At 41.3% G+C, this 15,849-nt stretch carries 15 protein-coding genes and 1 riboswitch; of the genes, 7 read left to right on the top strand and 8 right to left on the bottom strand.

Features of this window, described 5'->3' with window-relative positions; genetic code table 11:
- Positions 1 to 383: 383 nt before the first annotated feature.
- The 3 genes from rpsP to ffh all read right to left on the bottom strand — a co-directional run bounded on the left by rpsP (position 384) and on the right by ffh (position 2,750).
- Entirely contained in the window at positions 384 to 770 is a 387-nt protein-coding gene (gene rpsP, locus N6B01_RS11505; RefSeq protein ID WP_182417905.1) for a 30S ribosomal protein S16, read from the bottom strand.
- A 72-nt stretch (positions 771 to 842) separates the two neighbouring features.
- Positions 843 to 1,145: a chorismate mutase gene (locus N6B01_RS11510; protein WP_262078862.1), complete on the bottom strand. Its 303-nt coding sequence runs from the start codon at positions 1,143 to 1,145 to the stop codon at positions 843 to 845.
- A gap of 48 nt (positions 1,146 to 1,193) precedes the next feature.
- A complete protein-coding gene (ffh, locus tag N6B01_RS11515) occupies positions 1,194 to 2,750 on the bottom strand; it encodes a signal recognition particle protein (RefSeq protein WP_182417907.1) in 1,557 nt (518 codons plus the stop codon).
- Positions 2,751 to 3,213: 463 nt separating this feature from the next.
- Between ffh and N6B01_RS11520 the strand changes: the two genes are divergently transcribed.
- Positions 3,214 to 4,047 (top strand): lytic murein transglycosylase, encoded by an 834-nt coding sequence (locus N6B01_RS11520; RefSeq protein WP_262078863.1) that lies wholly within the window; start codon positions 3,214 to 3,216, stop codon positions 4,045 to 4,047.
- Between the two features lie 41 nt (positions 4,048 to 4,088).
- Here N6B01_RS11520 and N6B01_RS11525 read toward each other — a convergent pair whose 3' ends face one another.
- Entirely contained in the window at positions 4,089 to 4,541 is a 453-nt protein-coding gene (locus N6B01_RS11525) for a phage holin family protein (protein WP_262078864.1), read from the bottom strand.
- A 6-nt stretch (positions 4,542 to 4,547) separates the two neighbouring features.
- Positions 4,548 to 4,862: an ElaB/YgaM/YqjD family protein gene (locus N6B01_RS11530; RefSeq protein ID WP_262078865.1), complete on the bottom strand. Its 315-nt coding sequence runs from the start codon at positions 4,860 to 4,862 to the stop codon at positions 4,548 to 4,550.
- A 553-nt stretch (positions 4,863 to 5,415) separates the two neighbouring features.
- Here N6B01_RS11530 and N6B01_RS11535 point away from each other — a divergent pair.
- Together N6B01_RS11535 and N6B01_RS11540 are read left to right on the top strand one after the other, a co-directional pair.
- Positions 5,416 to 6,363, top strand: a complete 948-nt coding sequence (locus tag N6B01_RS11535) for an ADP-ribosylglycohydrolase family protein (RefSeq protein WP_262078866.1) — start codon at positions 5,416 to 5,418, stop codon at positions 6,361 to 6,363.
- A 114-nt stretch (positions 6,364 to 6,477) separates the two neighbouring features.
- Complete coding sequence (locus N6B01_RS11540) at positions 6,478 to 7,653, top strand: M20 aminoacylase family protein (RefSeq protein ID WP_262078867.1); 1,176 nt, start codon at positions 6,478 to 6,480, stop codon at positions 7,651 to 7,653.
- Between the two features lie 59 nt (positions 7,654 to 7,712).
- Here N6B01_RS11540 and N6B01_RS11545 read toward each other — a convergent pair whose 3' ends face one another.
- Positions 7,713 to 8,282, bottom strand: coding sequence for a hypothetical protein (locus N6B01_RS11545; protein WP_262078868.1), 570 nt, complete (start codon positions 8,280 to 8,282; stop codon positions 7,713 to 7,715).
- Between the two features lie 33 nt (positions 8,283 to 8,315).
- Entirely contained in the window at positions 8,316 to 9,410 is a 1,095-nt protein-coding gene (locus N6B01_RS11550) for a 2'-deoxycytidine 5'-triphosphate deaminase (RefSeq protein ID WP_262078869.1), read from the bottom strand.
- Between the two features lie 438 nt (positions 9,411 to 9,848).
- Positions 9,849 to 9,925, top strand: a riboswitch (SAM riboswitch).
- 196 nt (positions 9,926 to 10,121) lie between these two features.
- On the opposite strand from N6B01_RS11550, the gene N6B01_RS11555 reads away from it, so the two are divergent.
- Entirely contained in the window at positions 10,122 to 11,315 is a 1,194-nt protein-coding gene (locus N6B01_RS11555; protein WP_182417914.1) for an O-succinylhomoserine sulfhydrylase, read from the top strand.
- Positions 11,316 to 11,857: 542 nt separating this feature from the next.
- Complete coding sequence (locus N6B01_RS11560) at positions 11,858 to 12,106, top strand: DUF2283 domain-containing protein (protein ID WP_182417915.1); 249 nt, start codon at positions 11,858 to 11,860, stop codon at positions 12,104 to 12,106.
- Between the two features lie 83 nt (positions 12,107 to 12,189).
- On the opposite strand, the gene N6B01_RS11565 is transcribed toward N6B01_RS11560, so the two are convergent.
- Complete coding sequence (locus N6B01_RS11565) at positions 12,190 to 12,705, bottom strand: hypothetical protein (protein WP_262078872.1); 516 nt, start codon at positions 12,703 to 12,705, stop codon at positions 12,190 to 12,192.
- Between the two features lie 227 nt (positions 12,706 to 12,932).
- Between N6B01_RS11565 and mutL the strand changes: the two genes are divergently transcribed.
- Together mutL and N6B01_RS11575 are read left to right on the top strand one after the other, a co-directional pair.
- Complete coding sequence (gene mutL, locus N6B01_RS11570; protein ID WP_262080662.1) at positions 12,933 to 14,843, top strand: DNA mismatch repair endonuclease MutL; 1,911 nt, start codon at positions 12,933 to 12,935, stop codon at positions 14,841 to 14,843.
- Between the two features lie 67 nt (positions 14,844 to 14,910).
- Positions 14,911 to 15,795, top strand: a complete 885-nt coding sequence (locus tag N6B01_RS11575) for a hypothetical protein (protein WP_262078873.1) — start codon at positions 14,911 to 14,913, stop codon at positions 15,793 to 15,795.
- The last annotated feature ends 54 nt before the right edge of the window (positions 15,796 to 15,849 follow it).

The following is a 15,849-nucleotide window of genomic DNA, read 5'->3' on the forward strand; positions in this document are numbered from 1 at the left end:
CCAATACAGGTAGTATCAATTTATTTTGATGAGATCTGCTTTCACTCTAAAGCTAGCATCCTATGGAACAAAACGCTATAACCCTTTGCTCTTACCATTGAAAGTAACACAAATTAAAAAAATCACCAATAGCACCGAGCACAATCAATTAAATTTTCTCAATTATTATCAGCGTTGTTCGATCATCAATGTGCAAACTGTTTTGCCTAAAATAGCATTCAACAAAATTATTTAAATTGATCATGACGATTTTTAATTTTTGTTTATTGATGCAATATAGTTAAACGGACTTCTAAACCTAAGCAAAAAATAGCTAATAATGAAATTGAACAATAAAAAACCCGCTTGATCGCTCAAGCGGGTTTTTTATAAAATAATATAAATTATTCAGCTGATGCAGCAGCTTCTGCGGCAGCAGCAGCTTTTGCAGCTGCATCTTCTTCAGCTTGTTTCGCCATTGCAATACGCTCAACAGCTTTTTTACCTGGCTCACCTTTTTTAGGATTGCTACGGGCATCACGCTTTGCAAGGCCTGCATCGTTCAAGAAGCGAAGAACGCGGTCTGTTGGCTGTGCGCCTTGTGAAATCCAATGTTGAATACGCTCTGTTACCAATTGAACGCGCTCACCATCCTTTGGAAGCATAGGATTCCATGCACCAACTTTTTCGATGAAACGGCCATCGCGTGGGCTACGAACATCAGCTACTACGATATGGTAGTAAGGACGCTTTTTTGAACCTGCACGGGCCAAACGAATTTTTAAAGACATTATATTCTCCTGTTATAGATCGCCGGTTGGCCGGCAGCTCGTAATTTTTTCCGACATAATCGAAAGTGTTGTTTAGCTGCCAATACGGGCAGCGGTATCTTCATGATGACGAATTACTTCACGCACGATGAAATTTAAAAACTTTTCCGCAAAATCTGGATCAAGATGTGATTCTTCAGCCAATTTACGCAAACGTTCAATTTGTCTTTTTTCGCGGTTCGGGTCAGCAGCAGGTAAATTGCGCTCCGCCTTTAAAACCCCAACTGCTTTGGTGCACCGAAAACGCTCGGCAAGAATATGAATAAGCGCGGCATCAAAATTATCAATTGATGCTCTAAGACTTGCGAGTTCTGCCGGAATTTCATTCTCACTCATGGTCTTTGCCTTTCATTTTCTTATATTAAAACTTCACGTTAAAGCGGCTTATTTCTTTTTAGGCAAACCACCGCCAAGTCCTGGAAGACCGCCTGGTTTTGGTAAACCGCCAAGGCCGGGCAAACCACCGGCTTTGCCACCCAAATTAGGTAAACCGCTATTTTTGCCAAGGCCGGCGGCTTCTGCCTGCTTTTGCAATGCTTCCAACTGCTTAGGATCAAGCGAACCAAGATCGGGCATACCACCGCCAAGGCCAAGCTTGCTACCAAGCCCACCCATAAGGCGTTTCATCATGCCGCCACCGCCTTTACCGCCCATAGCTTTCATCATATCAGCCATACCACGATGCATTTTTAGCAACTTGTTGATATCAGCAGCAGATGTTCCTGAACCCTTGGCGATACGCTGTTTACGGCTATGCTTCAAAATATCGGGATTTGCGCGTTCTTGCTTGGTCATGGATGAAATAATTGCCAATTGCCGATTAAAAATATTTTCATCAAAACCAGCGGCAGCCATTTGGTCTTTCATTTTGCCCATGCCAGGCATCATACCCATAATGCCGCCCATGCCGCCCATTTTTTTCATTTGGCCAATTTGCTCAGCAAGATCATTAAGATCAAACTTGCCAGCCTGCATTTTTTTGGCCATAGCAGCCGCACGCTCAGCATCAATATGCTCGGCAGCTTTTTCAACCAGCGATACAATATCGCCCATGCCCAAAATGCGGTCGGCAATACGCTTTGGATGAAACTCTTCCAAAGCATCCATTTTTTCGCCAGTAGCAATAGCTTTAATTGGCTTACCGGTTACGGCACGCATAGAAAGCGCCGCACCGCCACGGCCATCACCATCCATACGGGTAAGAACAATACCAGTAATACCAACACGCTCATCAAATGAGCGCGCAAGATTAACTGCATCTTGACCAGTTAAACTATCGGCAACCAGCAAAATTTCATGGGGTGCAGACTTGGCCTTGATTTCGGCCATTTCCACCATTAATGGCTCATCAATATGCGTACGACCAGCAGTATCAAGAATCACAACATCATGCCCACCAAGACGCGCGGCTTGCACTGCACGTGATGCAATATCAACTGGTGATTGGCCGTTGATGATTGGCAAGGTTGCAACACCAGTTTGCTCGCCCAATTGGCGCAATTGCTCTTGCGCGGCTGGACGACGTGTATCAAGCGAAGCCATCAACACTTTTTTGCCTTGCTTATCGGTAAGGCGTTTTGCAATTTTTGCTGATGTGGTGGTTTTACCTGAACCTTGCAAACCAACCATCATAATTACAACCGGTGAAGGCGCATTTAAATCAATACCAACGCCTTCAGAACCAAGCATATCCACGAGCTCGTCATGAACAATCTTGACCACCATCTGGCCAGGCTTAATTGATTTTAAAACCTCTGCGCCAACCGCTTTATTGCGAACACGATCGGTAAAGGAGCGCACAACATCAAGGGCAACGTCAGCTTCAATCAAGGCACGGCGCACTTCGCGCAATGCGCTTGTCACATCTTGTTCTGAAAGAGCGCCACGCCCTGTCAGATTATCAAAAATGGAACTTAAACGCTCCTGCAATGATTCAAACATCAAATACCCTTTCTGGTTGGCCGCTTTATGCTTTATCTACTTAGCTTGATAAAAGTTCTTTTTATAAAACTGGCTCCAGCGCTTCTTAACTATCCACAATCACATAATATGCTAGGTAAGCACCCAATCCAAAACCACATGCAAATATTGTTAAACAACATTTCAAAGCAAATGGCACCCGAGGGCGCATCGCGCTGTCGGGTGTGGACCTCTGGCATCAATTTTTATAAATTGCACCAGTCGGTGGCTCCAAGTCATAACTTGTTGCAGATTTTGTTTGTTTGAATACGATATTTAGTCATTTGTCAAGGTTTTGCTGTCATTTTATTAGATTATGAACGGATTGACACGAGATTTTATGGATTTTTAGTAAATGTAAGCAATATAGGCCAAAAGAATCGGCATTACTTACACGATCCATAAACTTTGTTTGATAGCTTTTAAAGTAAGGATTTATGAAGGAATGAGAAAATTGTTGCGCAACCGCTTTAGTCTGGCCAGCATTGCTGCCCTTGGTTTAACCCTTATGATCAGCACCACCGCTGCAATGGCGTCGCCGAAATGCGGCAATACATCAGCTGGCTTTGCCAATTGGCTTAGTGAAACAACTAAAGACGTCAAAGCCAAAGGCTACGGCAGCAAGGCACTTAACGCTCTTGCCAATGTACGCTATGCACAAGCCACCATTAACGCTGACCGCAACCAACATTCTTTTAAACTAAGCCTTGAGCAATTTATGCAAAAACGCGGATCTAGCACCATTGTTGCCCGCGGCAAAACTTTGAAAAAGCAAAATGCGGCATTGTTTGAGCGTATTGAAAAGAAATATGGCGTGCCTGCAGGCCCATTATTAGCAATTTGGGGCATGGAAACAAGTTTTGGGAATTATATGGGTAAACAGCATACGCTTTCTGCTGTTTCAACCCTTGCTTATGATTGCCGCCGCTCGGATTTCTTCACCGACCAGCTTTATGCAGCATTAACCCTTGTCGATCGTGGTGACTTTGATCCAAAATCCGTCGGCGCTATGCATGGCGAAATCGGCCAAACACAGTTTCTACCCGTTAATGTCTTGAAATATGGTGTGGATGGTGATGGCAATGGCCATATTGATATGATCCGCTCACGTGCGGATGCCTTGGCATCAACCGCTAATTTCCTTAAAGGCCATGGCTGGAAAGCTGGCCTTGGCTACCAACAGGGAGAGCCAAATTTTAAGGCAATTGAAGGGTGGAATAAAGCATCGGTCTACCAGCGCGCTATTGCCATTATGGGTAAACAAATCGACGGCAAATAAACCCAAATTTCGTGGTAAATACGCTCGCAATAAGCCGAAAATTATTTCGGCTTATTGTCTTTTTTTCCAGATCTGTTTTTATAAAGCCACAGCGCGGCAAGCCCAATAAGCGGCAACCCAATCATTGCTACCTTCTTGTCACCAGCAATAGCTGCTGGAATAGCCGCAAGTGCAGAACTAAACAATAAAGCGTTACGCTCTTCTTCTGCCTGCTTTTCCAAAACTATTTTTTGCTTTTTTGCTATTGATTGGCCAATTAAAAAAACCAACAAAGCAATAATAGCAAATAAAACAAATAAAATGCCAGCAGCCCATAGCGGCGCGACAAAACAAGTCAAACCCAGATAGACAAAAACGCAAAGAAACACCAAAGCCAAAACAGCAAAAATGCTAGTTAGACTTAAGATAAGCACTTGCGTTTTTGTTCGCTTGACGGCTTGTTTAATACCACCAGAGGTAAGACCGCCAAGCAAGGAAGTCAAAAGGCCAAACATTAGCCCTTAACGCCTTAAAATCTGGCCAAGCACAAAACCAATACCAGCTGCAATAGCTAGACTAGCCATGGGTTTTTCACGCACACAGGCACACATAGAATCTTGAGTTTGTGATAATTTATCACACGCTTCATGCAAAGCTTCATCGCCTTGAGCGCGAGCATTTTCATACATTGTTTGAGCACGATCTTTGGCTTCATTCAATTTTTTTGAGCCAAGGTCGGACAGCGTTGACGCAATAGCTGCAATATCTTTGCGCAAATCAGCAACCTGCTTTTCAAGATCAGCTTGCTCAGCAGTGTTTTCGTTTTCTTTAGCCATTGGACTATCTCCTTGGATATAACTTTAACTTGGGCATATTTTTAATTGGTTATCAAGAATTAATGATATTAACTGCTCTTCAAAAAAGCTAATATTACTAATTTAATTAATTTTACATCAATCCGTGAAAAACAAAAGTCTTTAATAGAATATTCTTATAACAGTTTTGTTATCAAAAATACTTCTATCAAATGATAGATTATAATATTGATAGATCAACAACTATTGTTACTAAAAAAGCAACAACAGAGTTATAAATCCATAAAAAAATATTTCGCATCAAAGAAAAACAACATGCCTTACTTTGATGATTATTGTATCACAATAATAAATACTTTATTTATTATGATACAAGCTATCATACATATGGTGCTGAAAACGGTAAAAGCCAATAGCCAAACTCGCTTTTTTTAATGAAAGTTGGGATATTTTTTTAATGCCTATCCTTTTCTAATGATTTTTGCCTTATTGCATAAATTCTTCGTTTGAGTAATCATAACAAATGCAAATGCCTTACCAACTATATATTATTTTATAAGATGAGGTGATACGCATGCCAACAAATATCAAAATCTCACAAGCCAGTAAGATTGCAGGCGGCCTTATCGGTCTCCTGGTTGGTGATGCCCTTGGCGTTCCCTATGAATTTCATCACAAGGACACATTACCAAAACTTGATAATATTGAGTTTGTTCCGCCTCAAGGTTTTAATCGCTCTCATAATAATGTGGCGCCAGGAACATGGTCTGATGATGGGGCGCAAGCTCTTTGTCTTTTGGCCTCGCTTTTACATTGCAACAAGCTAGATATGCAGGATTTTGCCACCCGCATGCTTAATTGGTATGAATATGGTTATATGGCGGTAGATCACCACGTTTTTGATGTTGGCAATGCCACCGCACGTGGGCTCAATGCCTTTAAAGATGGCACATCGCCACTTTTATCAGGTGGCCTTGATGAAGATAGCCATGGCAATGGCGCATTAATGCGCGTTTTGCCCCTTGCCTTGTGGCATAGGGGGAGTGATCTTGCCTTGATTGAAGATGCGGGTCGGCAGGCTTGTGTCACCCACGCACAACCACGGTCACAATTATGCTGCGCTCTTTATTGCCTCACGGCTCGTGCCTTGCTGCATGATAGTAACGACCCATGGGGCTATGCAGTTGAAAAAGTTTACAACTACGCCAAAAATAACGAGCGTCTATTGGCGGAACTTGAATGCTCAATTAGACCAATGGAAAATATTGAACCGGAAGGTTCAGGCTATGTAGTCGATTCCTTACGCGCGGCACGCAAGGCTTTATCTTTTGACGATTACCAAAGCGCCGTGCGTTATGGGGTAAGTTTAGGTGATGACACTGATACCACTGCGGCTATTATGGGCGGCATTAGCGGCATAAAACTGGGCCTTGGCGATATACCTGTTCATTGGTTTGAAGATTTGCGTGGTAAATCTATCTATAAGCCACTATTAGACCAATTATTGCTGCAGGTCGCTTGATCGAAATTATTGTTGTTTTCAACTTGTTATTTAGCTTTTATCGTTTTAACACTTATAAAATTGAGCAAATCAATATAATCGTTAAATTTTGCAATCAAAGCAGGCAGGAAAACTATGTCCGAGCAAAAAAAGACCATCCAAAAACATATTGAATCCTTTCTTGGAGAAATGATTACTATTCGGCATGATCTGCATATGTATCCAGAACTAGGCTTTAATGAGCACCGCACATCAGGCAAGGTGGCAGAGCTTTTAGAGCAATGGGGCTTTGATGTTACCCGTAATATTGGGCAAACAGGCGTGGTTGCTAGCTTGAAAAATGGCACAAGTAACAAATCAATTGGTATTCGCGCTGATATGGACGCTTTGCCAATTGAAGAACAAAGCAATGTTGATTACACTAGCAAAAATAATGGGCTTATGCATGCCTGCGGTCATGATGGCCATACCACCATTTTGCTTACCGCCGCACGCTATTTAAGCGAAACCCGTAATTTTGATGGTACAATCCATCTTATTTTCCAACCCGCAGAAGAAGGTTATGCTGGCGCGCAAGCCATGATTGAGGATGGCTTATTTGAAAAATTCCCTTGCGATGCAGTCTTTGGCTTGCATAATTGGCCAGGTTCTCCTGTTGGTCATATGACCTTTTTAAAAGGCCCGATGATGGCTTCCGTAGACACCGCCTATATCACCATTGAAGGGCGTGGTGGTCATGGCGCAATCCCTGAAAAAACCATAGATCCAATTGTAGCAGCGTCGTCCATTGTTATGGCTTTACAAACAATTGTTTCACGCAATGTTTCGCCGCTTAATTCCACCATTATTACGGTTGGCAAGTTTGTCGGCGGCCATGTATCTAACGTTATTCCAGATAGCGTCGAGCTTGAATTGACCATACGTGCTTTTTCAGCAGAAGACCGCGCCTTACTCGCCGAGCGGATTTGCGCTTTGGTTGAAGCTCAGGCAAGTTCTTTTGGCGCACGTGCCAATATCAATTATGAATATGGTTACCCTGTTTTGATTAATGATGATCAACAAACCGAATTTGCTACCACTGTCGCTCAAAACCTTTGGGGCGACGACAAAGTGACAGCCAAGGGCAATCCCGTTACCCCTAGTGAGGATTTTGCTTTCATGCTAGAAAAGCGCCCCGGCACTTATATTTTCCTTGGTAATGGTGATAGTGCTGGCCTTCATAATCCCCATTATGTTTTTAATGACCGCCTATTAGAAATTGGCGCAACCTATTGGGGCGATTTGGTGGAAACCTATTTGAAAAAAGCCTAGATTTTGGCGCTTAAATCCACAAAAGGCATGGCTTCTCCCCATGCCTTTTATAAATTGTATTAAAAGAATATGCGCCCTTTTTCAATCAGCCTTTTAACATCAGCAATCGTATTAAGCGCTAAGACATCTGGATTTTGCCCTAAATAAGCATCAAGATGTGGATCTTCTTGATAGCGGATTTGCGTATCAACAATTTCAAACTTATCACCGATCTGGTCAATGATCATTAGCAACAATTCATCAATTTTTGAATTAAACTCATCGCATAGGCTTTGCCGCCATGGGCTTGGATCAGGTTGATATTTTTGATTAAGATAGTAATAATTTATCGTATCTAGCTCATCAATCAGCAAAAGTGTTGCTTTTGATAGTAAGATAAAAGGCAATTCACGCATATTGCCATCAAGATCAAATTCAGCGCGTTCAAGTGTCCCACCGTCAAAAAGCTCATAAGATGTTTTATCACCATTCCACAAACAACCGCCTGCGCCAAAATCAAAAAAGAAGCGCAGCACAGCTATTTTATTGGGGTCCTGTTTTACTATTGGAACAATGGCATCAACAATATCAACTTTTTGCCTATTCTTGCTGAAACCCATTTTAGCTAAAAATTGCCCAATGCGCTTCATTGCTTAATTTTCCTACTCACTTTCAACGGAAAATCAAGCTACTTTAAAATGCTTGGATAGCTTTAATCCTTGAGCTTGATAATTGGATTTTAAATCACTGCCATAAAGGGCTTGTGGGCGCTCCAACATATGCTCATAAACAAGGCGACCAATAATTTGCCCATGCTCTAATATGAAGGGCACTTCATGGCTGCGTACTTCAAGCACCGCGCGGCTACCCGTACCACCTGCAGCACTATGCCCAAAGCCGGGATCAAAAAAGCCGGCATAATGCACACGAAACTCACCAACCAGTGGATCAAAGGGTGTCATTTCAGCAGCATATAGCGGTGGCACATGAACAGCTTCGCGCGAAACCAAAATATAAAATTCATTGGGATCAAGCACAAGATCACGGCCACCACGGTCATAAATTGGCTCCCAAAAATCAAGCACATTATGGGCATTTTTCTTATCAACATCAACAACGCCGGTATGGCGTTTACCACGATAGCCAATAAGATGATTGGCATCACCACTCAAATCAATCGATAACGCAACGCCGCCGCCGCTAATATTGGGTATTTTGTCTGAGATAAGCACTTCACTATCATGCAAATTTTGCAATTCTTTTTCGCTTAATAAAGGGTGGCCTTTGCGGAAACGAATTTGCGACAAACGCGAGCCAGTGCGCACCAAAATAGGAAAAGTGCGTGGGCTAATTTCTAAATAAAGTGGGCCGTGATAACCTGCAGGAACTTTGTCAAATTCTTGCGCATTGTCGGTAATAATGCGGGTAAAAATATCAAGACGACCTGTCGAGCTCTTAGGATTGGTTGAAGCTGAAATATCAGCAGATAAAGCAAGGCTTTCAAGCAAAGGCACAATATAGACGCAACCCGTTTCAAGTACGGCACCATCGCTCAAATCAAACTCATGCAAGGTAAACTTATCAAGCTTGTCTTTTACTTTGGTATTAGGCCCCGGCATAAATGAAGCGCGAACCCGAAAAGCACGTTTGCCAAGACGCAAATCTAAGCTTGCCGGTTGGATCTGATCATCATCAAGAGGCTTGGCTGTTAATAGGCCGCCATTGGCTAAAAGTGCTGCAAGGTCTTTATCAGCAAGAATTCCTGTTGCGCGTAGCATTCTTTTCCTATTTTATCCTCTTAATTAACTTTCAAACTTTGTAACTCAAAGCTAGTTTTTATTTCCGTTCGTCTTATCCATCTAATTTTAAATTAGATGCGTTCACTTTTTTATTCTCGTTCGTCTTGTTCATCTGATTTAAAAATCAGATGCGCTCACTTTTTCATTCTCGTTCGCCTTCATCATCTGATTTAAAATCAGATGCGTTCACTTTTTTATTCTCGTTCGCCTTATCCATCTGATTTAAAAATCAGATGCGCTCACTTTATTATTCTCGTTCGTCTTGTTCATCTGATTTAAAAATCAGATGCGCTCACTTTTTCATTCTCGTTCGTCTTACTCATCTGATTTAAAATCAGATGCGCTCACTATACAACAAAATATGATCTTTGAAACCTTTGCAGCAATTGACGTATCCTTGCAAGAGTTTTAAAGTCTTTTCCATTCCGTGGTGATTTGGCCGGCCGGCTTGCAGCCACGTTTCTTAAATGCTAAAAGGCCGTAGCTTTTAAAGCACTTTTGCGGTTTTTTGGTTGGTATTAATTTACAAAGCCATAAAAGTCTAGTCTTTCATAAGCTGTTGTCTTTATTATTAGCTTTATTGACAGCTTATCATAAACTAGAAAATGCAAAACTAAAAATATACTCATTTTGTTTTGCAACATACTTTCCTCTGGCTTTGTTGACTGAATTGACAGACTGGAAGCATTGATGACACTTGATCCCACACGCAAATATCGCGCTGCAACTGAAATGGTTCATGGTGGCGTAACACGCACTCAATTTGGCGAAGTTTCCGAGGCCATTTTTCTGACCCAAGGCTTCACCTATGAAAGCGCCGAACTTGCCGAAAATCGCTTTAACGGTGAAGATCCAGGTTTTGTCTATTCGCGTTATGCCAACCCAACCAATGATATTTTTGAAAAAAAAATGTGCATCATGGAAGGCGCTGAAGATGCGCGTGCGGTTGCCTCAGGCATGGCCGCCGTTGCTAATGCCATCCTTTGCTATGTAAAAGCTGGCGATCATGTAGTGGCAAGCCGCGCCATGTTTGGTTCTTGCCATTATATAATTGATACAGTTTTGCGCAGGTTTGGTGTTGATGTGACCATTATTGATGGTGCAAAAATTGAAAATTGGGAAAAGGCGATTACACCAAAAACCAGCCTTATCTTTTTTGAAACGCCGGCCAATCCAACCTTGGAAATTGTCGATATTGAAGCTGTTTGTAAAATTGCCCATAATGTTGGAGCAGTTGTGGTGGTTGACAATGTTTTTGCAACGCCGCTTTATCAAAAGCCATTGGCGCTTGGTGCTGATGTGGTTGTTTACTCCACAACCAAGCATATTGACGGCCAAGGGCGCTGCTTAGGCGGTGCTATCCTATCTAGCAAGGAATGGATTGCCGATAACTTACAAAATTATTTCCGCCATACGGGCCCCGGAATGAGCCCCTTTACTGCATGGGTCATGCTAAAAGGCTTGGAAACCATGCCACTACGGGTGAACCAAATGACAAAATCAGCAGGTGCAATTGCTGATCTTATTGCTGAGCACCCTGCTGTATCGAAATGTTTTTATCCAGGACGCAAAGACCACCCACAAGCGGACATTATCGCTCGCCAAATGAGCGGCGGCTCAACCATGATTGCTTTTGAACTAAAGGGCGGTAAAAAATCAGCTTTTGAGTTCTGCAATGCACTTACTATTCCGCTTATTTCGAATAATCTTGGCGACGTACGAAGCATTATTACCCATCCTGCAACAACTACCCACCAAAGCATTGGTGCAGAGGCACGTGCAGAACTTGGTGTGAGCGATGGTCTATTGCGCTTTTCTATTGGCCTTGAAGATACAGATGACTTATTGGAAGATGTTGCATCAGCTCTTGACAAAGCAAAATAATACAGAAAGACTTGTTTTTTCGACAATCTTGTGCTATAAACTATCAATATATCGTTGTTAGTCTTTACATATCTGTTCAATTGGCGACTGTTGAAGTTAACATTTAGAAGCAGATGTGTCTATTATATCCCTTTTAAGCGGGGGGAATTGGGGAAACAGTCAAAACGATTGTTTCCCTATCATTTAAGCAAGATATCAAATTTATTGCAGATTTTAGTGATAGATCGGGTCTAATATTACAACAATTATAACCGCATAAGTTAGGTTTTTGGCTTCCAGCTTTTTACTAGCAATTCCTAAAAGCGCGATACGCACTGCTTTGTAACAGTTTAAAGAGCACTTCCCAGTTATATCTTATAAACAACATTGCTCCCATGCATTGATGAAGGCTGAATGTGCTTGCCGCAAAAAAAATCGTCAGAACAAAATAAGTTCAAATTATTTTTCATCAAATAATAATTCAAAACACTATTTTAGGTGATTTAAGGTGTAATTTAGAATTAACTACGCCTCGTATCTCGATTTCATACAAAGGAGGGCAAATGAAAAAGAAGAAGCATTACAAGAAAAAGTGTAAAAAATATAAAACTCGAATGGAGCGCTTAGGTAAAGAACACGATGTTGTGTATATTAAGCTAGATAAACACCATCAAAACGAGATGACTGGTTGCGTTAAACACAATTTAAACCTTAGCAAACTCCTTGAAAATACCTTACCAATCAAAGGGCCTGATATTTTATTTGATATTAACCAAGAAGGTTATGTTGTCGGTATTGAAATACTATATTAAAAAACAACCATTTATAACTCTTAGCAATTCATCATTTTAATTCATTTAAACGCTGATATCATTGTTATTTATTAAAAAATCGCTTAATCAGAAAGGCCTAAAAAGCAAAATACCCATTTGTGCAATATGCCAATAAGAACGAGCGATAGCACCAAACAGATGGAATAAATGGTAATAAAACTTGGCGTAAGGACTAGGCAGGGCATTGGGCTTCCTTCATTATAAACACAAATATCTCCCACTTTACCGGCTAGAAAAAGTGTTAAGCGCGTCAGTAATAAAGCCATAATAATAATTGCAATTTCCGCTACAGCCAAGAATATAGCGTAACATAGTGCAGTAAAATTTCCTTTGAATAAATTAAATAATGCAATAATGCCAAAGATAATAATGGCAAGAGCAAGAATTGGCATAGAATAAATAAAGATTTCGATAATTGCATCATCACCAACAACAAGACAGGGGGAACCATAGCCTTCAACAAAGATATCGCCGTTGTGACAGTAATTTGCGTATCTATAGTTTGAATCCCATGTTCTTAAAAATGGTAAAAGCGAGCACATATAGGCTAGAATGGACAACGGCAATATAATTTTCATGGCATTTAAAGTCCCAACCTATATTAAAAAAACTGAGCATTATTCATTATAAATACCCTATACCTTACAAGTAGCAATAATTACCTACTAGAGTTTGATGTGTTTTTTAATTTTTAGTTTTGTGATGTTTCCCCATTTTTTAAACAGACTATTTTATTATTTATTTGTTATAGCGTTTCAATAGCTTTAACATTGGACATGTTTTTATCCTTACCGAGTTTATGCCCATGCCTATCCGCCGCCTTAGTGAAACTATGATCAACCAGATTGCCGCCGGCGAAGTTGTGGAGCGGCCGGCGAGTGTGGTCAAAGAACTCGTTGAAAATGCCATCGATGCTGGCGCAACCCGTATTGATATTGCAACGGCAGGCGGCGGAAAAAACCTTATTCGTATCACTGATAATGGTTGTGGCATCATGCCTGATCAACTTTTGCTTGCGGTTTCGCGCCATTGTACATCCAAAATGGGCGATGATATTCACGATATTCGCGCCCTTGGTTTTCGTGGTGAAGCTTTGCCTTCGATTGCGTCAGTTTCACGATTACGGCTTTTATCGCGCCATATTGACCTTGATGAAGGTGCTGAAATTATTGTAACTGCCGGCAAGATTGAGGGACCGCGTCCTGCCGCAGTTACCAAAGGCACCGTTGTTGAAGTAAAAGACTTGTTTTTTGCAACACCTGCCCGCCTAAAATTTTTAAAAACCGAGCGTGCTGAAAGCACTGCAATTAGCGATGTAGTAAAACGCATTGCCATTGCTTTCCCCCATATTCGTTTTACCCTATCGGGGCCAGATCGCAGTTTAAGCGAATTTGCCGGATCAACCAAGGATCTTGATGGTTTAAGCGTTAGGCTTGGGCAAATATTGGGCAAGGAATTTTCGCAAAACATGGTTGAGCTTAATGCTGAACGTGAGGGGGTTAAATTAAGCGGTTTTGTCGGCGTTCCATCCTTTAATCGTGGCAATGCGCTTCATCAATTTGTTTATGTTAATGGCCGCCCGATTAAGGATAAGACCCTATCAGGAGCAATTCGTGGTGCTTATAGTGACGCTATCGCCCCTGATCGTCACGGTGTTGTTGCGCTTTTCATTACTATTGATCCACAAGATGTTGATGTTAATGTGCATCCCGCCAAAGCAGATGTGCGCTTTCGTGACCCAGGCCTTGTGCGTGGTTTAATTGTTGGTGGTATTCGGGCAGCCTTGCAGCAATCAGGCATACAGCCAGCCACCACTGGTGCAAGTGCCATGCTAAACGCTTTTCGCACCGAGCAATCCACCAATGCGGCGATGACAAACCAAATGAGTGGCAAGCCCGCTCATTCTTCCTATCAAAACAGCTATTCTCAAGGGCAAAATAAAGGCGCAACTTACCGGCCGCAAAGTCAGGCGTGGACACCGCAAAATGGTCAAGCTTTTCATCGACCGCTTGATGATAATCACGTTTCCATGCCAGCTGGAACTGATATTTTATTGCAAGAGCAATTGGGTGCATTTATGGAGCCAAGTGCGGATTTGCGCCCTAATCTTGTTGAACCAGCCATAGACCAATTAAATGCGCCGCTTGGTGCGCCGCGCGCACAAATCCACAAAAACTATATCATTTCACAAACACAAGACAGCCTTATCATTGTTGATCAACATGCAGCGCATGAACGCCTCGTTTATGAAGCATTAAAAGAAGCACTTTATGATAAGCCATTACCGTCACAAATGTTGCTTATTCCTGAAATTGTTGATCTGCCGCAAGATGATGTTGACCGATTAATGAACCATGCCAACACACTGCAAAAATTTGGTCTTGGCATTGAAGCCTTTGGTGAAGGTGCGCTTGCCGTGCAGGAAACACCCGCCATGCTTGGTGAAATTGATGCACAAGCACTTATCCGCGATTTGGCTGATGAGGTAGCCGAGCACGATACGGCAGATGGTTTAAAATCCATGCTTGATTATGTTGCTGCCACCATGGCATGCCACGGCTCTGTGCGTTCTGGACGTATTTTAAAGGCCGAGGAAATGAACGCTTTATTGCGCCAAATGGAAGCAACACCGGGATCTGGTACATGTAATCACGGTCGTCCAACTTATATTGAATTAAAACTTCATGACATTGAGCGCTTATTTGGGCGGCGCTAATGATATATTTAATAGGCATGCATTTTCGAATGGTCCGAAATAACAAGCAATATTCAAGGAATATATTATGCCGGCAATTGATATGATTGAATATATTAAAAAATCGTTTTCATTTTTACAGGAAAATATCGACGAAGATAGTTTGTATAAATGCCAATTTGATGTTCGCAATTTTACTGTTGATGATTTTGAAGGTTACTTAATCGCTAAACGTCCGCGCGATCCATTTGCGCTAACCACTATAAATAGGTTGAAAAAACGGGCTACCTATAAGTACGAAGTTGAATTATGGGCAAATTATAATGAGGTCGATTGGTTGATTGACTGCCATATTATTGATCAACCTTTTCGCCAAGAGAGCGAATATTCCTATTTTAAATATGTTGATATACTATATTTACAATTTATAAAACGACTAAAGACCATTCATCCAAGCCTGTCCGCTTGCCGATACTTTAAAGGGCTTGATGGAGCGATTTTTACATTTTTTGCGCTAAGGACTAAAGAAAGCCAATTGATAGCATCGGCTAACAATGAGTTTTTATATCCTGATTTTGATGAAGAGCTGTTTCTCAATGAGGTTAGACCGGTTATAAAATCTAAACTTGATGAATTGAATTATTCAAATATCGTTTCTTACCGCAATTTTAAATATTTGGCGTCACAGTTTGATGCACAGCAGGTAGATGCTTTACTGGCAAAAAAGCTTTTCGGAAGGGCGTTTAATTACGACAATGAGGAATCTATTAATCAGATTTGCATCAATGATATTATAAAAACTGATAATCTATTAAAATGTGACATCGCTGCAAATCTTGCCTATGAAATGATTTTAAAAACATTCACCGACGATCATTTTGTTGAAGGCTATATTGTCAAATATTATAATGATGACTTCACCAAGATTTATATTTCGTTTTTAAGCAATTTAAATGATCTGGCTAACTCTTGATGTAAATATCGGTAATGTTGATTATTTTATACTGAAGTGATTGTTCAAATCGAT

Origin of the sequence: Bartonella sp. HY406 (genome assembly GCF_025449315.1) — a bacterium.
Lineage (GTDB): Bacteria > Pseudomonadota > Alphaproteobacteria > Rhizobiales > Rhizobiaceae > HY038.